Origin of the sequence: Sphingomonas sp. 1F27F7B (assembly GCF_005503355.1) — a bacterium.
Taxonomy (GTDB): Bacteria; Pseudomonadota; Alphaproteobacteria; order Sphingomonadales; family Sphingomonadaceae; genus Sphingomonas.
Genome location: NZ_SCMK01000004.1, coordinates 118562 through 136871, shown reverse-complemented (window position 1 = coordinate 136871; position 18310 = coordinate 118562). Strand labels below are relative to the sequence as shown.

At 68.6% G+C, this 18310-nt stretch carries 19 protein-coding genes; 6 read left to right on the top strand and 13 right to left on the bottom strand.

The features are described 5' to 3' along the window. Positions 1-60 precede the first annotated feature (60 nt). Together hflC and hflK are read right to left on the bottom strand one after the other, a co-directional pair. On the bottom strand, positions 61-915 hold the full coding sequence (gene hflC, locus FFS08_RS05300) for a protease modulator HflC (RefSeq protein ID WP_137862596.1): 855 nt from the start codon (positions 913-915) through the stop codon (positions 61-63). Continuing rightward, positions 912-2015, bottom strand: coding sequence for a protease modulator HflK (hflK, locus tag FFS08_RS05295; RefSeq protein ID WP_249341076.1), 1104 nt, complete (start codon positions 2013-2015; stop codon positions 912-914). Before hflK ends, hflC begins: the two co-directional genes overlap by 4 nt. A gap of 70 nt (positions 2016-2085) precedes the next feature. On the opposite strand from hflK, the gene FFS08_RS05290 reads away from it, so the two are divergent. Together FFS08_RS05290 and FFS08_RS05285 are read left to right on the top strand one after the other, a co-directional pair. Next, positions 2086-3042 carry a P-loop NTPase gene (locus FFS08_RS05290; protein ID WP_137862597.1) on the top strand — a complete coding sequence of 319 codons (957 nt, stop codon included), beginning with the start codon at positions 2086-2088 and terminating at the stop codon, positions 3040-3042. A gap of 4 nt (positions 3043-3046) precedes the next feature. Next, positions 3047-3475 (top strand): CoA-binding protein, encoded by a 429-nt coding sequence (locus FFS08_RS05285; RefSeq protein WP_137862598.1) that lies wholly within the window; start codon positions 3047-3049, stop codon positions 3473-3475. On the opposite strand, the gene FFS08_RS05280 is transcribed toward FFS08_RS05285, so the two are convergent. Then, positions 3472-5037 (bottom strand): winged helix-turn-helix domain-containing protein, encoded by a 1566-nt coding sequence (locus tag FFS08_RS05280; RefSeq protein WP_137862599.1) that lies wholly within the window; start codon positions 5035-5037, stop codon positions 3472-3474. The genes FFS08_RS05285 and FFS08_RS05280 overlap by 4 nt on opposite strands. A 197-nt stretch (positions 5038-5234) precedes the next feature. Here FFS08_RS05280 and FFS08_RS05275 point away from each other — a divergent pair, with 197 nt between their 5' ends. Beyond that, positions 5235-5534 (top strand): UrcA family protein, encoded by a 300-nt coding sequence (locus tag FFS08_RS05275; protein WP_137862600.1) that lies wholly within the window; start codon positions 5235-5237, stop codon positions 5532-5534. A gap of 49 nt (positions 5535-5583) precedes the next feature. Here the strand turns inward: FFS08_RS05275 and FFS08_RS05270 are convergent, their stop codons facing one another. Together FFS08_RS05270 and FFS08_RS05265 are read right to left on the bottom strand one after the other, a co-directional pair. Next, positions 5584-6696 carry a kynureninase/PvdN C-terminal domain-containing protein gene (locus FFS08_RS05270; RefSeq protein ID WP_137862601.1) on the bottom strand — a complete coding sequence of 371 codons (1113 nt, stop codon included), beginning with the start codon at positions 6694-6696 and terminating at the stop codon, positions 5584-5586. Then, the gene (locus FFS08_RS05265) at positions 6693-7457 is read right to left on the bottom strand and encodes a tryptophan 2,3-dioxygenase (protein ID WP_137862602.1); all 765 of its coding nucleotides are present in this window, start codon (positions 7455-7457) and stop codon (positions 6693-6695) included. The genes FFS08_RS05270 and FFS08_RS05265 overlap by 4 nt, the downstream gene beginning before the upstream one ends. A 121-nt stretch (positions 7458-7578) precedes the next feature. On the opposite strand from FFS08_RS05265, the gene FFS08_RS05260 reads away from it, so the two are divergent. Continuing rightward, positions 7579-8532 (top strand): HupA family protein, encoded by a 954-nt coding sequence (locus tag FFS08_RS05260; protein ID WP_137862603.1) that lies wholly within the window; start codon positions 7579-7581, stop codon positions 8530-8532. A gap of 37 nt (positions 8533-8569) precedes the next feature. Here FFS08_RS05260 and dapD read toward each other — a convergent pair whose 3' ends face one another. Together dapD and FFS08_RS05250 are read right to left on the bottom strand one after the other, a co-directional pair. After that, complete coding sequence (gene dapD / locus FFS08_RS05255) at positions 8570-9388, bottom strand: 2,3,4,5-tetrahydropyridine-2,6-dicarboxylate N-succinyltransferase (protein ID WP_137862604.1); 819 nt, start codon at positions 9386-9388, stop codon at positions 8570-8572. Beyond that, the gene (locus FFS08_RS05250; RefSeq protein WP_137862605.1) at positions 9385-10062 is read right to left on the bottom strand and encodes a pyrimidine 5'-nucleotidase; all 678 of its coding nucleotides are present in this window, start codon (positions 10060-10062) and stop codon (positions 9385-9387) included. The genes dapD and FFS08_RS05250 overlap by 4 nt, the downstream gene beginning before the upstream one ends. A gap of 117 nt (positions 10063-10179) precedes the next feature. Between FFS08_RS05250 and FFS08_RS05245 the strand changes: the two genes are divergently transcribed. After that, on the top strand, positions 10180-11169 hold the full coding sequence (locus FFS08_RS05245) for an LLM class flavin-dependent oxidoreductase (RefSeq protein ID WP_137862606.1): 990 nt from the start codon (positions 10180-10182) through the stop codon (positions 11167-11169). 78 nt (positions 11170-11247) lie between these two features. Here the strand turns inward: FFS08_RS05245 and FFS08_RS05240 are convergent, their stop codons facing one another. The 4 genes from FFS08_RS05240 to FFS08_RS05225 all read right to left on the bottom strand — a co-directional run bounded on the left by FFS08_RS05240 (position 11248) and on the right by FFS08_RS05225 (position 14389). Continuing rightward, positions 11248-11727, bottom strand: a complete 480-nt coding sequence (locus tag FFS08_RS05240) for a hypothetical protein (RefSeq protein ID WP_137862607.1) — start codon at positions 11725-11727, stop codon at positions 11248-11250. 220 nt (positions 11728-11947) lie between these two features. Beyond that, a complete protein-coding gene (locus FFS08_RS05235) occupies positions 11948-13255 on the bottom strand; it encodes a sensor histidine kinase (protein ID WP_137862759.1) in 1308 nt (435 codons plus the stop codon). 142 nt (positions 13256-13397) lie between these two features. Continuing rightward, positions 13398-14066: a response regulator transcription factor gene (locus FFS08_RS05230; protein WP_137862608.1), complete on the bottom strand. Its 669-nt coding sequence runs from the start codon at positions 14064-14066 to the stop codon at positions 13398-13400. A gap of 20 nt (positions 14067-14086) precedes the next feature. Beyond that, positions 14087-14389 (bottom strand): hypothetical protein, encoded by a 303-nt coding sequence (locus FFS08_RS05225; RefSeq protein WP_249341082.1) that lies wholly within the window; start codon positions 14387-14389, stop codon positions 14087-14089. 104 nt (positions 14390-14493) lie between these two features. Here FFS08_RS05225 and FFS08_RS05220 point away from each other — a divergent pair, with 104 nt between their 5' ends. After that, on the top strand, positions 14494-16284 hold the full coding sequence (locus tag FFS08_RS05220) for an ABC-F family ATP-binding cassette domain-containing protein (protein WP_137862610.1): 1791 nt from the start codon (positions 14494-14496) through the stop codon (positions 16282-16284). A gap of 30 nt (positions 16285-16314) precedes the next feature. Here FFS08_RS05220 and FFS08_RS05215 read toward each other — a convergent pair whose 3' ends face one another. Both FFS08_RS05215 and FFS08_RS05210 read right to left on the bottom strand, forming a co-directional pair. Beyond that, positions 16315-17331, bottom strand: coding sequence for a sensor histidine kinase (locus FFS08_RS05215; RefSeq protein WP_137862611.1), 1017 nt, complete (start codon positions 17329-17331; stop codon positions 16315-16317). A 72-nt stretch (positions 17332-17403) separates the two neighbouring features. Then, positions 17404-18216 carry a DUF815 domain-containing protein gene (locus tag FFS08_RS05210; protein ID WP_137862612.1) on the bottom strand — a complete coding sequence of 271 codons (813 nt, stop codon included), beginning with the start codon at positions 18214-18216 and terminating at the stop codon, positions 17404-17406. Positions 18217-18310 lie beyond the last annotated feature (94 nt).

The following is an 18310-nucleotide window of genomic DNA, read 5'->3' as shown; positions in this document are numbered from 1 at the left end:
CGAACGGAATATTTGCGCCGAAATGCTGAACGGCGATTGAATATGAACGGATCGAAAGGCTCATCGTTGCCCCATGAATTCCTTCAGATAGGAATTGTTCGGCGACAGGACGATCGACGTCTCGCCCTTGGCCGGGTCGTTGTTCAGGAACGTCGTCCGATACGAACGCATCGCCCGCCAGAAATTGTAGAAATCGGCGTCCTTGTTGAAGGCCTGGGCATAGATCTGCGCGGCCTGGGCATCGGCGTTGGCGCGGATGATCTGCGCGTCCTTCATGCCCTGCGCCTCGATCGTCTTCGCTTCCTGATAGCGCGCCGTCTTCATCCGCTCGAACGCGCTGTCGAGCGGCGAGCCCGAGGGCAGCTCGGTCTGCTTGATGCGCACGTCGACGATCGAGACGCCATATTGCGCTGCCAGCTGCTGGAGCGAGTTCTGGATATTGTCCATCACCTGGCCGCGCTCGGGGCTGAGCAGGATCGCCGAGGGGCGCTTGCCGAGCTCGCTGCGCAAGGCCGAGCGGAACAGCGGCTGCAGCTGCTCGCGCACTCGGTCCTCCGTGCCGATGGTGACGACCATCTTGAGCGGATCGGTGACCCGGAATCGTGCATAGGCATCGATCTGGAGCCGCAGCTGATCGGTGGAAAGCACCGGCTCGTTGGGCAGGTCGACCGAGAGCACGCGCTTGTCGACCCAGACGATGCGGTCGATGAACGGGATCCGGAAGATCGGGCCGGCGCCGGTGCGGCCGAACTGCTCGCCGGGCTTGTAGGCGTTGACCGGCTTGCCGAGCGGCTGCTCGAGGCGAAGGATCACCGCCTGCTTGGTCTCGGGCACGATCGCGACGCTGCTCATCACCACGATGAGCGCGACGATGAGCGCGACGGCGATGCCGATGGGGCTGCGCAGCCAGGTCATTTCTGGTCTCCCTGCTGGGCCTTGCCGGCATCGGGGCGGATCCCCGGCAGCGGCAGATAGGGGGTGACGCCCGGCGCCTCGACGATCGTCTTGTTGGTGCGCGCGAGCACTTGCTCCATCGTCTCGTAATAGAGACGGCGGCGCGTGACTTCGGGCGCGGCCTTGTACTGCTCGTAGATCTTGTCGAATTCGGCGGCCTCGCCCTGCGCGACGGCGATCACCTGCTGGGCATAGCCGTTGGCGTTGTTGCGCGCCGATTGGGCGCCCTGCTGCGCGGCCAGCACCGCCTTGAAGGCGTCGTCGACCTGTTCCGGGGCGGCGGCGCGGGTGAGCGCCACGCTCTGGATGCGGATGCCCGCATGATATTCGTCGAGGATCTTCTGCATTCCGGCCTGCACGTCGCCGGCGATTCGCGCCTGGCCCTCGCCAATCGCCTCGGTCAGGGTGGTGTTGGCGATCACCGCGCGCATCGCGCTTTCGGCGGTATCCTTCACCGTTTCCTTCGGATCCTTGATCTGGAAGGAATAATCGGCCGCATCGGCGATGTACCAGTTCACCGAATAGGCGAGGTCGACGATGTTCTGATCGCCGGTGAGCATCAGGTTCGCGCCGCTCTCGGGGAATTTCTCGGTGCGCACGCTGCCGACATCGACGATATCGACCAGCTGGATGGGGGCCGGCAAGGTGAACTTCACGCCCGAACCGAGCGTGCCGGTGTAGCGGCCGAGCGTAGTGACCACGCCGCGCTCGCGCGGGCCGATGGTGTGGAAGCTGGTGAAGATCACCCAGATCAGCAACAGGCCGGCGATCACCAGGGTCCAGAGCCGGGTGCCGCCCGGCGCGCCGGGAAAGCCGCCGCCCCGCGCACGGCGGAACAGATCCTCGAACGGGCCGCCGCCACCGCCGCCGGGCCGGGGGCGCCGCCCCTCGGGCGGGAAGGACCAGGGGTTGCGCGGGCCTCCGCCGGAGCCGCCGCCCGAGCCGCCCTTGCCATCGCCCGAGCTGCCATTTCCACCATTGCCGCCGGAGCCCCAGGGGCTTTTGGGGGCTTCGTTCTGCAGGATGCCGGCCTTGCCCAGCCAGCTCATGAGGTTTGCCATTGCGCCTTTATAAGGGCGCGCGCGCGGATTTACAGTGGCGCGCGGCGATTGTGCGCCTATCTGGCAGCCGATGACCGACAATGAAGCTCTTGGAGCCGCGCTCGCCCCCGTCGCCGCCGGCCGTGCCACTGCCCGTCTCGAAGGCGCGCGCGCCAGCATCGTGCTCGACGTGACCGGGCTGGAGGAGGGCGCGCGGGCGGAGCTGGAAGCCGATGTCCGAGCCGCCGCCGGCGGTCTGCCGGGGATAGACGAAGTGCGCGTGCTGATGACGAGCGAGCGCCGCACTCGCCGGCTGATCGCCGTGGCGAGCGGCAAGGGCGGAGTGGGCAAATCCACCATCGCGGCCAATCTCGCCATCGCGCTGCACGCGCGGGGGCGCAAGGTGGGGCTGGTCGATGCCGACATCTATGGCCCTTCCCAGCCGCGCCTGCTCGGCGTCGAGGGCGTGCGGCCCCAGGCGCGCGAGAAGACGCTGCTGCCGGTGCGCACCAAGTTCGGCGTGCCGATGCTCTCGATGGGCGGGCTGGTGGCCGAGGGGCAGGCGATCGCCTGGCGCGGGCCGATGGCCGGCGGCGCGCTCGGCCAGCTGGTCGATGCCGATTGGGGCGAGGCCGAGCTGCTGGTGCTCGATCTGCCGCCGGGCACGGGCGACGTGCAGCTCACCATGATCCAGAAGCACAAGCCGGCGGGCGCGGTGATCGTCTCCACCCCGCAGGACCTGGCGCTGATCGACGCGACTCGCGCGATCGACCTGTTCGCCAAGGCCGGCGTGCCCGTGATCGGGCTGATCGAGAACATGTCGGGCTATGCCTGCCCGCATTGCGGCGAAGTCTCCGATCCCTTTGGCGCGGGCGGGGCGGAGGCGGCGGCGGCCAGGCTCGGCATCCCGTTCCTCGGCCGCGTGCCGCTCGAGATGGCGATCCGCGCCGCTTCCGATGCGGGCGAGCCGCCCGCGGCGGGGAACGGACCCGCGGCCCAGCTGTTTGCCGGATTGGCGGAACGTGTGGACGACTGGCTGAAAGGATGAGGCGATGCCGCTGACGCGGGACGAGGACATCAAGGCGCTGCTCGAAGGCGTGCGCACCATCGCAATGATCGGCGCATCCGATCGGCCCGACCGGCCGAGCTATGGCGTGATGGCCTTCCTCCAGCGCCAGGGCTATCGCGTGATCCCGGTGAACCCGCAGATCACCGGCGAGCATGTGCACGGCGAGTTCGTGTTCCGCGAGCTGAGCCAGATCGGCGAGCCGATCGACATGGTCGACATCTTCCGCCGCCCGATGGCCGCCGGCGAGGCCGTGGACGAGGCGATCGCGGCGGGTGCCAGGGCGGTGTGGATGCAGCTGGGCGTGATCAACGCGGAAGCCGCCGCGCGTGCCGAGGCGGCGGGGCTGGCGGTGGTGATGGACCGCTGCCCGGCGATCGAGATCCCGCGGCTGGGCGTGGCGCCGGTCGCCTAGGCTCTCCGATAGTCCGGCACCGTCCCGGTCTCGCGCCAATAGTGTTCGAGCCCGATCTCGTCGACGAGCCTGGCGAAGCGCGGGTCGCCGCGCATCGCCCGTGTCGAGGGAAAGAAGAGCAGCCGGGTGCGGCGGTCCTGCTGGCGCGTATAGACGCGCTGATCGCGCTCGAAGCGGATGTCGCCGGTCGAAAAGCCGCGCGCGAAATAATAGGCATCGGCGATGCGGAAGGCGGTATCGACATCGCCCAGCGCGGCACAGAACTGGATGCTGTTCTCAGCATAGCCGGCGCCGCGATGCGCCCAGGCGAACGCAGTGGCGATGGCCCGCCGTGTGTCCTGGGGATCGCGTGTGAGCAGCGCTTGGGCGACCTGTTCGAGCATCGCGAAATTCTCGTCGGAAAAGCCGGTCGGCCGCTGCTGCACATTGTGTGACATCGCCAGCGCTTCGGCGGGGCGGCCGGTGTACATCAGGAAATAGAAGCGCGTGAACCACACCGCGAAATGCGTAGGGAACAGCGCGATCGCGTCGTCGGAGGCCTTGTCGGCATCGTCGAGCCGGTCGGCCGACCAGTACGTGATGACGCGGCTATAGGCGAGGCCCGGATCGGGCGCGTAGTTCTTCGGGATCTGATCATATGCCGCGGCCGCCTCGCGGCAGCGCCCGACACTGTTCAGCACCCCGCACAGCCAGCCCCAGGCGATGTCGCTGCTCGGATCGGAGCGGAGCACTTCGCGGGCGAGCTGCTCGTCCCGCCGCCAGTTGCCGGCGCGGTACTCGAGGATCGCGCGGGCGAAACGGGCATGGACATTGCCGGCATCGAGCCGTATCGCGCGGTCGATCGCTTCCTGTGCGCGGCTCCGCATCGGCGCTGTCACCTCCGGCGCCATCGCCTGCGAGGCGCCGGCATAATGCATCGCGAGCAGGCCCCAGCCATCGGCATAGTCCGGGTGCAGCTCGGTGACGCGGCGAAGCAGGCCGATCGCCTGGTTGCTGCCGTCCAGATTGCCCTGGCGTGCGGCCATCCGGGCCTGTTCGATCAGGGGGACGGCATCGGCGGGCGGCCCCTTGGGCGCCGACCAGTTCCGCCAGGCAAAGGCGCCGCCCACCGTGATTACTGCCAGCCCGCTGCCGGCGAGCATCGCGCGGCGATCGAGCCGCAGGCGGCGCGTTTCGGCCCGTGCCTTGGCGAGCGGGCTGCCCGGAGCAGGGACGGGCGCGGCGTTCTCGCCGGCGCGGACCAGCCGGTATCCCACCTTGGTGATCGTCTCGATCCGGAAGCTGCCCTGGCCGATCCCCTCGGCGGCGCGGCGCAGGCGCGAGACGACCCGATTGATTGCGTCCTCGCCCACGACGCGCCCTTCCCAGCAAGTGCGGGTCAGATCGTCGCGGCTCAGGATCGCCCCGCTCGCCCCGGCGAGCGCGACGAGTACCTGCATCACGCGCGGCTCGAGTATTTCCTCCACGCCGTCGTCGCGAACGAGCTGGCGGAGCGCCGGGCGCACTTCGAGCGCGCCCAGCCGGAACTCTGCTTCATGCGCCAGATCGATGCGGCCCTCCACGGCCCTCCCATTCCCGTAAATCGCGTCGTGCGCCACCCTATCGGCGAATCATCGGCATTTCATCAGCTCTTCATCGGCTCCTCATCCTCTCCCCCCGGCGCTTTCCGGCCGATCAGGTCGAAGTCCCGGCACGGTGCCGGCAGGTCTCGGGGCCGGAAGGTCTCAGGGCCGGAAAGTTTCAGGGAAAGGAGCCAGACATGCCCAAGTTCATTGCCGCCCTCGCCGTCGCCACGTTGATCGCGGCCCCGGCCCTTGCCCAGGGTCGCCCCGACCGGAGCGCCGTCGTCCGCCATGCGGATCTCGACCTGCGCAGCGATGCCGGGCGGGCCGCGCTCAACCATCGCCTCGCCGCGGCGACCGAGCAGGTCTGCGGTTCCTATGCGGGGGCCGATCAGGACGACGAGCGCCAGATCCGGCGCTGCCGCAACACCGTCGGGGCCGACATCGCCCGCCAGCTCGCCGCCCGCCGGGGCGCGGCGCTGGTCGCCCGGCGCTGAGCTTCCTCACGGCCGGGCAGGGCCGCGCATTGCCCGCCCGGCCGCTTTTTCAGCGAAGCTCGGAAAGCGCCTCGATCAGCCGGGTGACGTCGCGCATGTCCTGATAAAGGCCGAAGCCGATGCGCAGCACATCGCCGCGCACGTCGGTGATCACGTCCTTGGCCTCGAGCGCGGCCTTCCAGCGCTGCGCGTTCGGCGAGCGGAGAGCAAGGAAACGCGCGGGGCTGTCCGGGTTGAGCAGCTCGGCCTCGATCGGCAGGGCGGCGAGCAGCTGCGCGCGCAGGCCGTCGACATGCGCCGCGATTCCGGCGGTGGTCAGCCCCTCCTGGCGCAGCATGTCGCGCACCGCGACGAAGCGGTAGATGCCCGAAGGATCGAAGGTCGCGCCCAGGAAACGGCGCCCGTCGGGGGCGTAGCCGATGCTGCCCGGCGGCAGCGACAGGTCCTCGAACTCGGCATACCAGCCGGTGATCTCCGGCCGTGCGCCGAAGCCGGGCGGAGCGTGGAGGAACGCGCAGCCTTCGCCCGCCATCGCATATTTATAGCCGCCGGCGAGGTAGAAGATCCTGTCGGCCACGGCCGACAGGTCGGTCTCCATCGCCATGAAGCCGTGATAGCCGTCGATCACCACCCAGGGGCCGTCGGGCCGGGCCAGCGCGGCGAGGGCGGCGATGTCGCCCAGCACATGGCCGGTGCCGAACTGGACCTGGCTGACGAAGATCAGGTCATGCCCGCCGGCCGTGGCCCGCTCGACGATCCGGTCGAGCGGCGCGCGCTCGACGATCGCGGTGCCTGCTTCCTCCCAGCGTGCGGCCTGGCGGCGGAAGCTGTGAAACTCGCCGTCGCTGGCGAGGATGCGCAAGGGGCGGCGCGGCAGCGCCGAGGCAATGGCGAGCAGTAGCGTGTGCGTGTTGGGCGCGAACACCAGCGTGCCCGGATCGGGCAGCCCGAGCTCGGCTGCGACATGTGCCTGGGCGGCGGGCCAGATCTCGCCCATCACCCGCTCCCATTTGCGGTCGGCGAGGCGCACCCCGTCCTCCCAGGCGGCGAGCTGGCCGACATAGGAGGCATCGGGCCAGAGATGGTGCGAATGCGCCGCGAAGTGCAGCCGCTCGGGTGCCGCCGCCAACGCGCGCTGGAACAGATGCTTGTAGCCGGTCACAGCTGTGTCCGCAGCGTCCAGAGCTCAGGGAAGGCGCGCTTGGCCAGCGTCGATTCGAGATAGGGCACGCCGGGCGTGCCGCCGGTGCCGGGCTTCATCCCGATCACGCGGCTGACGGTGATGACATGCTTGTGCCGCCAGGTGGCGAGCGCGTCGTCGATGTCGACCAGCTTCTCGGCGAGCTGGTAGAGTTCCCACCAGCGCGTGGTGTCGCGATAGACCTCGGCCCAGGCATCCTCGACTGCCTTGCTGGGCACATAGGGCGCCCGCCAGTCGCGCGCCAGCGCCTCGGCCGGCACGGCGAAGCCGGCGCGGGCGAGCGCGGCATTCGCCTCGTCCCAAAGGCTGGGGAGCGTCGCGACGGCGGTGGTCAGCGGCCCCGGCACGCCGCCGCCGCGCAGGCCGAGCATCGTCTCGACCGCGCGGAACTGGTCCGACTGGAAGCCCGAGCTGGTGCCCAGAACTTCGCGGAAGCGGGTATAGTCGCTGGGCGTCATCGTCGCGAGCACGTCCCAGCTGAGCGTCATCACGGCCTGGATGCGGCTGACGCGGGCGAGCGATTTGTACGCCTCCACCGGCTTGTCGGCGCGGACCAGGTCGAGCGCGGCGCGCAGCTCGGCGATCATCTGCTTGAGCCAGAGTTCCTTGGTCTGGTGGATGATGATGAAGAGCAGCTCGTCGTGCCGATCCGACAGCGGATGCTGGGCCGTGAGCAGCTGGTCGAGGGCGAGATAGCGCCCATAGGTCATGCTTTCGGTCATGCCCCGGCATATCGCCTGGCGCAGGCGCCTGCATCCGTTTTCGTGGTTTCTTCGATTGAGCGGCGTGGATGCGCTCCATAGCCTTTGGCGGCGGCGGTTTCGCGGCGAAGAGGGGGCTTTCATGATTCGCTTCGGTGTCGCGCTGGCCGGCGCATTGCTGCTTTCCGCCTGCTGGGCGGACGATCGGGAGGGCACCGTGCTGGTGCGGCCCTCCGCCGACGCGCCGGGCGGGCTCCGGCTCGCCGCCACCGTGAGCGCGCCGACCTATACCAAGTTCGCGGATCAGACCGGGGATCAGAGCTTCACCTCGGGATGCGTCCGGGTGGCACCCCCCAATTCCTCCACGGTCGGCTTTCCCGATACCGGCCTCGCCTTCGGCTATACCGCCTCCACCCAGAGCTGGGGCGTGACCGGCGACGGGCTGAGCCTGAGCTTCGGTCCTGCCGACATCGACACCAGCGCGCCTGCCGGATATCCCTTCTATGCAAAGCCCGGGATCGGCAGCTTCATCGACCGGCTGCGTATCCAGACCGCCGGCATCGTCGGGATCGGGCCGCTCGAATATGCCCGTGTGGTGTCGGTGATTACCAATGCGACCGGATCGTCCAGGACCTATACCTGTCTGATAGGCGCCCCGACATTGGTGACCGACCTGCCGACCACGCCTACCGTCACCTACAACGCGGCATATGGCGGAGGCGCCACGCGAACGATCCTCGGCGGTGCCACGAGCACATTGTCGCTCGGCAAGAGCGGCGTGACGCTCGGTGCAGATCTGTTGACCGGCCAGGTTACCGCGACGATCCATCTGATCGGCACGCCGGCCTCCGGTCCCGACATCGATCTGGGCACGGTGACCGGCACCGCGAATATCGACCCGGCGACGGGCGGCTATTATGGCTGGACTTGGTCCAGCCCGACGCTGAGCGGCATCACCGGCCAGTTCAGCGGTCGCTTCTACGGCCCACAAGGCAAGGAGACCGAATTCGTGCTGGCGCTGGAGGCGACCTCGGCCTCGACCAGCCCGGCCTATACGCTGCGCATCGCCAGCGGCAGCGTGGTCGGCATCCGGTAGCCATCCTCTCCCGGGGGGGAGAGGATGCGGGACGCGCTCAGTCGCGCAGCAGCTCGTTGATGCCGGTCTTCGAGCGGGTCTGCGCGTCCACCGTCTTCACGATCACCGCGCAATAGAGGCCGGGCTTGCCCGCCTCGCCCGGGACCGTGCCGGGCACCACCACCGAATAGGGCGGGACATGGCCGCGATGGACCTCGCCGGTGGCGCGGTCGATGATCTTGGTCGAGGCGCCCAGATAGACACCCATCGAGAGTACCGCGCCCTCGCCGACGCGCACGCCCTCGGCCACTTCGGCGCGGGCGCCGATGAAGGCGCCGTCGCCGATGATCACCGGATCGGCCTGGAGCGGCTCGAGCACGCCGCCGATGCCGACGCCGCCCGAAAGATGGACGTTCCGGCCGATCTGCGCACAGCTGCCCACCGTCGCCCAGGTATCGACCATCGTGCCCTCGCCGACATAGGCGCCGATATTGACGAAGCTCGGCATCAGCACCGCGCCCTTGGCCACATGCGCGCCGTGGCGGACGACCGAGCCGGGCACGGCGCGGAAGCCGGCCTGGCGGAACGCGTCCTCGCCCCAGCTGGCGAATTTCGACGGCACCTTGTCGAACCAGTTGGCGCCGCCCGGGCCCTGGATCACCTGGTTGTCGTTCAGGCGGAAGCTGAGCAGCACGGCCTTTTTCAGCCATTGGTTGACCTGCCAGCCATCCGCGACCGGCTCGGCGACGCGGGCCTCGCCGCGATCGAGCAGGTTCAGCGCCTCGCTCACGGCCTCGCGCACCGCGCCCTCGGTGCCGAAACCCAGATTGGCGCGATCTTCCCAGGCGGCGTCGATGATGGTCTGCAGGTCGGTCATTCGGAAGTCTCCAGGATGTCGTGGAGCCAGGCTCCGAGATCGTTGACGGTATAGTCGATATAGCTGCGGTCGGATCCCCGCTCTTCCGGCGCCTGCTCGGAGCCGTTGTCGATCCACACCGTGGTCATGCCGATCGCCTTGGCCGGCTTCAGGTTGCGCGCCATGTCCTCGACGAACAGGCTGTGCGCCGGGTCCAGCCCATAGGCGTCGCACAGGCCCCGATAGGCCAGCGGATCGGGTTTGGGGCGGTATTGCGTCGCGTGGACGTCGTGGATCGCCTCGAAAGTGGTGCCCAGGCCGAGCCTGTCGAGCACGCGCGCCGCATAGGGCGCGTCGCCGTTGGTGAAGACGAGCTTGCGGCCCGGCAGGCGGGCGAGCGCGGCGACCAGTGTTTCATTCACTTCGAGCACGCTCATGTCGACATCGTGCACGTCGGCCAGATAATGATGCGGGTCGGTGCCGTGCTCGGCCATCAGCCCGGCCAGCGTCGTGCCATGGGCGTGGAAATAGCCCTTTTGCACCTTGTGCGCCTCGGCGGCATCGAGCCCGAGCAGGTTCTGGACATATTGGCCGATCCGCGCGTCGATCAGCGCGAACAGGTTCGCGCTCACCGGATAGAGCGTATTGTCCAGATCGAAGATCCAGTTGCGGATGTGCGACAGGGCAGGGTTCATGGCCGGGCGGTTAGGCCGAGGCGGCGCGGCTATCAAGCCTCCCTCCCGAGGATTGCTTCGGCGGGCACGACGAAAACTTTATGGCGGAGCCCGCGGCGCGACCCCATCTGCCTGCTCATGACCGCCTATTCGCTGCTCGACCTCGTGCCCATCATCCAGGGCGGGAGCGCCGCCCAGGCCCTGGCCAACGCCGCCGACCTCGCCGCTCATGTCGAGGGGCTTGGCTATGCCCGCTATTGGGTGGCCGAGCATCACGGCATGGATGGGATCGCCAGCGCGGCCACCGCGGTGGTCATCGCGCATGTCGGCCAGGCGACTTCGACGATCCGGGTCGGGGCGGGCGGGATCATGCTGCCCAACCATTCGCCGCTCCAGGTCGCCGAACAGTTCGGCACGCTGGATGCGCTCTTTCCCGGCAGGATCGACCTGGGGCTCGGGCGCGCGCCGGGATCGGACCAGCGCGTCTCCGCCGCGATCCGCCGGGGGCTGGGCAGCGACGGCAACGAGTTCCCGCGCGACGTGGCGGAGCTGCAGAGTTATTTCGCCGATGACGGCCGCACCGGCATCCGCGCCACGCCGGGCGCGGGGGCGAAGGTCGATATCTGGATTCTCGGCTCCAGCCTGTTCGGCGCGCAGCTCGCGGCGATGCTGGGGCTGCCCTATGCCTTTGCCTCGCATTTCGCGCCCGGGCTGCTCGACGAAGCGATCGACGCGTATCGCCGCAGCTTTCGCGCCTCCGCGGCGCTGGAGAAGCCGCATCTGATGCTGGGCTTCAACGTGTTCGCCGCCGAGACCGATGCGGAGGCGGAATATCTCGCCAGCTCGCAGCAACAGGCGTTCGTGGCGATTCGCACCACCGGCAAGGGCATCCAGCTGCCGCCGCCGGTGCAGGGCTATCGCGAAAGCCTGGGCGGGCACGGCAACGCGATGCTCGACCAGGTGCTGTCGGCGAGCGCGATCGGCGGACCGGAGAAGGTGCGTGCGCAGCTCGCCGCCTTCATCGCCCGCACCGGCGCCGACGAACTGATGCTCACCAGCGCGATGTTCGATCACCAGGCGCGCAGGAAGAGTCTGGCCATCGCCGCCGAGGCGATGCGCGCGCTCTAGGGGCGGATCGCCGCTCCGGGCATTTTGCCCTCGCGCCTGCGCTGAAACGCCCCGCGCGGCGGCTCTGGCCGCATGGGCTCAAGCCTGCCGGTCGATCACGCGCCCCGTCGCGGCGCCGCCATTGCCGCTCGTCTCCGCATTGCCGCGATAGACACTCGAGCTCGTGGCGGCGTCGCGCAGTTTCTGCAGGAACGCCGCCATCGCATCGAGCTGACGGGCAGCGGCGTCGCTGATTCGCGTGGTGGCGGTACCGTCGGCCGAATCCGCCAGGTCGCCATCGCGGGAAGCTGGCGGCGCTTCCTTGCCGCCCGGGCCCTCGGCGAAGAAACGCCGGAGTTCGGCCGCCTGATCGTCGGTAAGCAGGCCGCTCTTCACCTGCTGGTCGACCAGTCCGTCGATCCGTTCCCGCATGTCGCCGGGCTTGCCGTCGGCGGCGCGATCCGAAGCAAGGTTGCGGTCGCCGCTGCCGGTCGCACGGGCCGGAGCCGCTGCAGCGATCCGCGCGTCCATACGGGCATGGGGATCCGTCCGCCGCGAGGTTGAGGAAATGACATTCATCTTGGTTCCTTCGCGTACGCAATCCTCGCCAACATAGTAGCATGAAGATACTAAGATGTTGTAAACAAAGGATTATATCGCGGTGAAACGCGATTGGGCGGCGCCGGCCCCAGAACCGGCGCCGCCACGTGACCCGACGGACAAAAGAGGGCAATCCGCGAGTTCACGCCCGCTTTGCGTCCGGTTCGTCACGACGGAATTTCAGTTTGTTGCAAGCGCGTCAGTTCGCGGCGGGCAGGCGCAGGCGCACGAGCACGCCGCCCAGATCCTCGCTTTCCTCGAGGCTGACGGTGCCGTCATAGATTTCGGCGACGTCGCGCACGATGGCGAGGCCCAGGCCCGTGCCGGGCTTGCCGCTGTCCAGCCGCACGCCGCGATCGAAGATGCGGATGCGATCGGCCTCGGGTATGCCGCGGCCGTCGTCCTCGACGAGGATCTCGACGAACCCCGCCTGCACGCCGGCGGTGATGAACACGCTGCCGCCACCATATTTGGCGGCATTCTCGACCAGGTTGCCGAGCAGGTCGTCCAGATCCTGCCGCTCGATATGCGCGACCAGGTCCTTCCGCCCGTCGATGTCGATGCGGACATTGGGATAGAGCCTGGCGACGGCGCGTTCGACCGCTTCGATCGAGGGCCAGACCTGGGCGCGGCTGTGCGCCGAGCCGCGGCGGCCGACGGCGCGGGCGCGGGCGAGGTGGTGGTCGATCTGGCGGCGCATCGTGCGCGCCTCGCGGATCACTGCCTGGGCGAGGTCCGGCTGGCCGGCGGCGGCCGCATTCATGATCACGCTCAAGGGCGTCTTCAGTGCATGGGCGAGGTTGCCGGCATGGCGCCGAGCTTCCTCGGCCTGGCGGTCGTTATGTTCGACGAGCGCGTTGAGCTCCTCGACCATCGGCGCGACTTCGGCGGGCATCGCGCCTTCGACTCGAGTCGATTCGCCGGCGCGCAGCCGCGCGATCTCCTGGCGCACCCGGCGCAGCGGCAGCAGCCCGTACCAGGTCTGCAGCGCCACCATGATGACCAGGCCGAGCCCGAGCAGCACGAAGCTGCGCACCAGGGTGCGGCGCAACTGGGCGATCTGCCCGTCCAGCGTTTCGCGGCTCTGCGCCACCTGGAAGCGCCAGCGCACGTTCGATCCCGGCAGCACCGCATCGCGTTCGGCGACGCGCAGCAGCTGGCCGGGCAGCTGGCGGCTGTCATAGACATGCACGTTGGTGTCGCTGTGCTCGCGGTCTACCTTCAGCTTCTGGTCCCAGAGCGAGCGCGACGGAAAGGCTTCGTGGCCCTTGCCGCTGATCTGCCAATAGGCGCCCGAATTATATTCGAGGAAGCGCTGGTCGGCGAGCTCGCGGTTGAGCATCACGTCGCCATTCTGGTCGAGCTCGGCGGAGAAGATCATCGCCTTGAGCAGATAGTCGAGCTGATCGTCGAAATTCTTGGTGACGGTAGTCACCAGCACCCGGTCGAGCGCGATGCCACCGCCGACGAGCAGCAGCATGATCCACGCAGTGGCGACCAGCAGCATGCGCCGGCTGACCGATCCGGTGGTGCGCACATAGTGGCGCGGCTGGACCTCGCCGGGCGCGACGGGCTCCGGCTCGGTGAGGGGCTGCCCGAACAGGCGCCGGCGCAGCCCGGCTAGAGTCTGGCCGAGCCGTGCCATCGGCTCAGGCGTCGGCCGGCTCTTCCAGGCTGTAGCCCAGGCCGCGGATGGTGGTGATCACATCGGCGCCCAGCTTCTTGCGGATGCGCGTGACGAAGACTTCGATCGTGTTCGAATCGCGGTCGAAATCCTGGTCGTAGATATGTTCGATCAGCTCGGTGCGGCTCACCACCTTGCCCTTGTGATGGAGCAGGTAGCTGAGCAGCTTATATTCCTGGGCAGTGAGCTTGACCGGCTCGCCGCCGCGCGTGACCTTGCCCGAGCGGGTGTCGAGCCGGATGTCGCCGGCGGTCAGCTCGGCCGAGGCATTGCCCGAGGCGCGGCGGATCAGCGCGCGGAGCCGGGCGATCAGCTCCTCGGTCTGGAAGGGCTTGGCGACATAATCGTCGGCGCCGGCATCGAGGCCCGCCACCTTGTCCGACCAGCTGTCGCGCGCGGTGAGCACCAGGACCGGCGTGACCTTGCCTTCCTTGCGCCAGCGGTCGAGCACCGTCAGCCCGTCGATCTCGGGCAGGCCGAGGTCGAGGATGATCGCGTCATATTGCTCGTTGGAGCCGAGATAGAGGCCTTCCTCGCCATCGGTGGCGAGGTCCACCGCATAGCCAGCGCCTTCCAGCGCGTTGCGGAGCTGCTGCCCCAGGGTCGGCTCGTCCTCGACGATCAGAAGTCGCATCTCATTCCCCTCGTCGGGCCCTAATCGCCCGTTTTGCGGACGATCGTGCCGGTCCGGCCGTCGACGTCCACCCAGATGACCGATCCATTGCGCAGGAATTTGAGCGTGTAAACTTCCGTTGCGGGATCATAGTCGAAACCGAGATATTGGGCCCCCGGCAGCCGCGGCACCACGCGGCGCTCGATCTCGCGTACCGAGAGCGGTGGTCCGGCCTGGCGCCGGGGGCGGCCGTCCGAATCCTGGTGCCCATCCGGCCGCGCGGCCGCGGCCGCGGCGGGCGCGAACGCCGCCAGACAGGCGCAAAGAATGAGCGTCACCAACATCTTCATGGCAGATGGCATAGGGTCCGGGCATTGAATAGCCCCTGAACGCACGCTTCAGCCGGCGGTAACTTGCCGGGCCCGTCGCGGGCCCCTAGGTGGCGCGCATGGCTGCACCCGTCCTTGCTTATGAAAATCTCGGTCTCGTCCAGGGCCATGGCTGGCTGTTCCGCGGCCTCAACCTCTATATCGGCGAGCGCGACCGGCTGGCGCTGATCGGCCGCAACGGCGCCGGCAAGACCACCCTGCTCAAGCTGATCGCCGGCAGCATCGACAGCGACGAGGGCCGCCGCACGATCGTGCCGGGCACCCATGTCGTGCTGCTCGAGCAGGAGCCGCGGATGGAGGGCTGCGCGACGCTGCTCGACTATGTGCTCTCGGGCAGCGACGCCCCACCCCGGCACGAGGCGGAGGCGATCGCCGACCAGCTCGGCATCGACCTGTCCCGCGAGGCGAAGACTGCGTCGGGCGGCGAGCGCCGCCGCGCCGCCATTGCCCGAGCGCTGGCGCAGAATCCCGACGTGCTGCTGCTCGACGAGCCGACCAACCATCTCGATCTCGCCGCGATCGAATGGCTCGAGGACTGGCTGAGCCGTTTCACCGGCGCGTTCATCGTGATCAGCCACGACCGCACCTTCCTCACCCGCCTGACTCGCTCGACCCTGTGGCTCGATCGTGGCGCCATCCGGCGGGCGGAAGTGGGATTCGGCGGGTTTGAGGCCTGGACCGACCAGGTCTATGCCGAGGAGGAGCGCAACGCGCAGCGCCTCGATGCCAAGCTCAAGATCGAGGAGCATTGGCTCCAGCGCGGTGTCACCGGCCGGCGCCGCCGCAACCAGGGGCGGCTGGAAAAGCTCAAGGAGATGCGCGCGGTCCGCGCCGCGATGATGGGGCCGCAAGGCGCGGCCAGGCTGGTGACCGCCGCCGACGACAGCAACACCAAGGTGGTGATCGACGCCAAGCACGTCACCAAGCGCTTCGGCAACGGGGACGACCAGCGCGCGATCATCAAGGACTTCACCTTCCGCGTCACCAAGGGCGACCGGATCGGCATCGTCGGCGCCAATGGCGCGGGCAAGTCGACTCTGCTCAAGCTGCTCACCGGCGAGATCCTGCCCGACGAGGGTGAAGTGAAGCTCTCGAACACGCTGAACGGCGTGATCATCGACCAGCAGCGCAGCCTGATGGACCCCGTCAAGTCGGTGCGCGACGTGCTGGCGGACGGTGGCGACTGGATCGAGGTGCTGGGCGTGAAGAAGCACGTCCATGGCTATCTCAAGGAGTTCCTGTTCGATCCCAGCATCGCGGAAGCCAAGATCGCCACGCTGTCGGGCGGCGAGCGTTCGCGCCTGTTGCTGGCGCGCGAATTCGCCCGCCATTCGAACCTGCTGGTGCTCGACGAGCCGACCAACGATCTCGACCTGGAGACGCTCGACCTGCTCCAGGAAGTGATCGCCGACTATGAGGGCACCGTGCTGATCGTCAGCCACGACCGCGACTTCCTCGATCGCACGGTGACGGTGACGCTTGGGCTCGACGGGTCGGGGATGGTGGACGCGGTGGTCGGCGGCTATGCCGATTGGGAAGCCAAGCGCCGGCCCCGGACCGAGGGGAAGAAGGCGGCACCCAAGACCGTGCCGGCGGCCGAGGCGCCCAGGAAGGCGACCAAGCTCAGCTACAAGGACCAGCGCGACTACGACCTGCTGCCCAAGCGAATCGAGGAGATCGAGGCGCAGATCGCCCGGGACGAGACCGCGATGTCCGATCCGGACCTCTATGCAAAGGATCCGGGCAGGTTCTCGAAACTGAGCGACGGCATCTCCAGGCTGCGCGACGAGAAGGACGCCGCCGAGATGCGCTGGCTGGAGCTGGCGGAAATGGTCGAGGCGCTGGGCTAGGTTCCCTAATCGTCACGCCGGCCTGTTGGCTCAAGCCTCCAGCACGATGGTGACCCTGGTTCCCTCCGGCCCGGTCTCGACGCTCGCCTTGCCCCGCGCCTGGCGGACGAAGCCGTCGATCAGCTTCTGTCCCAGCCCGCCGTCCTTGGGTGCCCCGGGCTCGGCGGGCATGCCCACGCCATCGTCGCGCACCACCAGTTTCCAGCCTGCTGCCGCCGTCTCGAACCGGACTTCGATCCGTCCGCTCTCCCGCCCCACAAAGGCGTGCTTGGCGGCATTGGTCACGAGTTCGTTGACGATCAGTCCGATCGAGACGGCGCGGTCGCGCGGGATCGCGCCATGGTCGCACACGCAGTCGAGCGTGATCGCGCCGCGCAGGAACAGCGCCTCGGCCAGCGCCGCGCTCAACTCCTCGAGATAGACGGCCATGTCGACCGCGCCGGGCGAGGACGCCGCGCCGCGATAGAGGTGCCGGTGCGCCCGGGCGATGCTGTCCACCCGGGCGAGCGCCGAGGAGAGCGCCGCCTGGGTCTCCGCGTCCCGCGCGCGGCGGCGCTGCATGTCGAGCAGGGCGGCGACCAGCGTGAAATTGTTCTTCACCCGGTGATCGAACTCCTCGAGGAACAGGTCGCGCTCGGCGATCTCGCGGTCGCGTTCGTCGGAGGCGCGGCGCACGGCCCGGCGGAACAGCTCGGCGATCACGATCACCGCTAGATAATTTACCGCGGCGAGCGCCAGCCGGGCCGTTTCGTCCGGCGACTTCAGGGCAAACGTGTGCCGCACCGGCAGCACGAAATACCAGCTGTAGAGCAAAGTGAGCACGCCGGTGAGGAGCCCTGCCTGCCATCGCCCGAACAGTGTCGCGATCAGGATGGCGGGGAAGCCGAGCACGAAGGGGCCGGCGGCGGGAGCAAAGCTGTCGATCGCCGTACGCAGCCCGATGGCCACGGAAGTGGCGAGCAATCCCAGCCCCAGCTGCACGACCCATGTGCCGCGCCCGCTCGGCGCCAGCCGGTCGAGAAGATCGGTTTCGCCTATTCGCCCCATGGCGCGAGCAGGGACCGACCGCCGATGAGAGTCAAGCGTCCTCGCCGGTCTTTTTGATCTGGATCAGTGCAATTACAGACTGCGCCCGGATCTTCCTGCAAGATCAACCACATATTGCCATGCAACTCGGCCGGAGCGGCTGCCGCGCCGCGTTGCCCAGCCGATCGCGTCGACCGGATCGAAGCTCAGGCCATGCGCATCGGCATAGGCCCGGACGATGTCGACATAGGTGTCCTGGTCGACGACATGGAAGCCGAGGCTGAGCCCGAATCGGTCGGCCAGCGCCAGGCCGTCATCCGCCGAATCGCGCGGATTGATCGCGCTCGATTGCTCGGCGATGTCGCGTACGACGAGATGGCGGCGGTTGGAAGTGACGAGCAGCCGTGCATTGTTCGGCCGTGCCTCGGCCCCGCCCTGGAGCAGCGAGCGCAGCGCGCGCGCATCGCCCACCCCGTCGAAGCCGAGATCGTCGAGGAATATCGCGAAGGGCCGGTCGGTGGCGGCGAGCAGCCCGAATAGCTCGGGCAAGGTGGAGAGTTCGGTGGTCACTGCCTCGACCAGGGCGAGCCGCCCGCCGCGCGCCTGGACCGCGGCGACCGCGCTCTTCACCAGCGCCGATTTGCCGGTGCCGCGCGCGCCCCAGAGCAGCACGTCCTGCGCGGCATGGCCGTCGGAAAGCCGGGTGAGATTCGCCACCAGCGCCTCGCGCTGCGAATCCACGCCGCGCAGGATCCCGATCGGCAGCGGATCGAAGGTGCGCGCCGGTGCCAGGCCGTGCCCGCGCCACACATAGGCGGGATGCGCCTCGAGATCGGCGGGCGGCGGCGGCGGCGGCGCGAGCCGGTCGAGCGCATCGGCGATGCGGGCGAGGAGCTGGTCGGTCATGGGGCGGCTATAGCGGGGAGCTGCCGCCGGCTCACCCCCAACTTCGCTATCGGCGCCTGTGGGTCTGGCTTGTGCGGGCGTGCGGGCCGCCGCC

Excerpts from the sequence above, each read along its gene's own strand:
- hflC (WP_137862596.1), bottom strand. The coding sequence starts at position 915 with ATGACCTGGCTGCGCAGCCCCATCGGCATCGCCGTCGCGCTCATCGTC.
- hflK (WP_249341076.1), bottom strand. The coding sequence starts at position 2,015 with ATGGCAAACCTCATGAGCTGGCTGGGCAAGGCCGGCATCCTGCAGAAC.
- FFS08_RS05290 (WP_137862597.1), top strand. The coding sequence starts at position 2,086 with ATGACCGACAATGAAGCTCTTGGAGCCGCGCTCGCCCCCGTCGCCGCC.
- FFS08_RS05285 (WP_137862598.1), top strand. The coding sequence starts at position 3,047 with ATGCCGCTGACGCGGGACGAGGACATCAAGGCGCTGCTCGAAGGCGTG.
- FFS08_RS05275 (WP_137862600.1), top strand. The coding sequence starts at position 5,235 with ATGCCCAAGTTCATTGCCGCCCTCGCCGTCGCCACGTTGATCGCGGCC.
- FFS08_RS05265 (WP_137862602.1), bottom strand. The coding sequence starts at position 7,457 with ATGACCGAAAGCATGACCTATGGGCGCTATCTCGCCCTCGACCAGCTG.
- FFS08_RS05260 (WP_137862603.1), top strand. The coding sequence starts at position 7,579 with ATGATTCGCTTCGGTGTCGCGCTGGCCGGCGCATTGCTGCTTTCCGCC.
- dapD (WP_137862604.1), bottom strand. The coding sequence starts at position 9,388 with ATGACCGACCTGCAGACCATCATCGACGCCGCCTGGGAAGATCGCGCC.
- FFS08_RS05250 (WP_137862605.1), bottom strand. The coding sequence starts at position 10,062 with ATGAACCCTGCCCTGTCGCACATCCGCAACTGGATCTTCGATCTGGAC.
- FFS08_RS05245 (WP_137862606.1), top strand. The coding sequence starts at position 10,180 with ATGACCGCCTATTCGCTGCTCGACCTCGTGCCCATCATCCAGGGCGGG.
- FFS08_RS05240 (WP_137862607.1), bottom strand. The coding sequence starts at position 11,727 with ATGAATGTCATTTCCTCAACCTCGCGGCGGACGGATCCCCATGCCCGT.
- FFS08_RS05235 (WP_137862759.1), bottom strand. The coding sequence starts at position 13,255 with ATGCTGCTGGTCGCCACTGCGTGGATCATGCTGCTGCTCGTCGGCGGT.
- FFS08_RS05230 (WP_137862608.1), bottom strand. The coding sequence starts at position 14,066 with ATGCGACTTCTGATCGTCGAGGACGAGCCGACCCTGGGGCAGCAGCTC.
- FFS08_RS05225 (WP_249341082.1), bottom strand. The coding sequence starts at position 14,389 with ATGTTGGTGACGCTCATTCTTTGCGCCTGTCTGGCGGCGTTCGCGCCC.
- FFS08_RS05220 (WP_137862610.1), top strand. The coding sequence starts at position 14,494 with ATGGCTGCACCCGTCCTTGCTTATGAAAATCTCGGTCTCGTCCAGGGC.
- FFS08_RS05215 (WP_137862611.1), bottom strand. The coding sequence starts at position 17,331 with ATGGGGCGAATAGGCGAAACCGATCTTCTCGACCGGCTGGCGCCGAGC.
- FFS08_RS05210 (WP_137862612.1), bottom strand. The coding sequence starts at position 18,216 with ATGACCGACCAGCTCCTCGCCCGCATCGCCGATGCGCTCGACCGGCTC.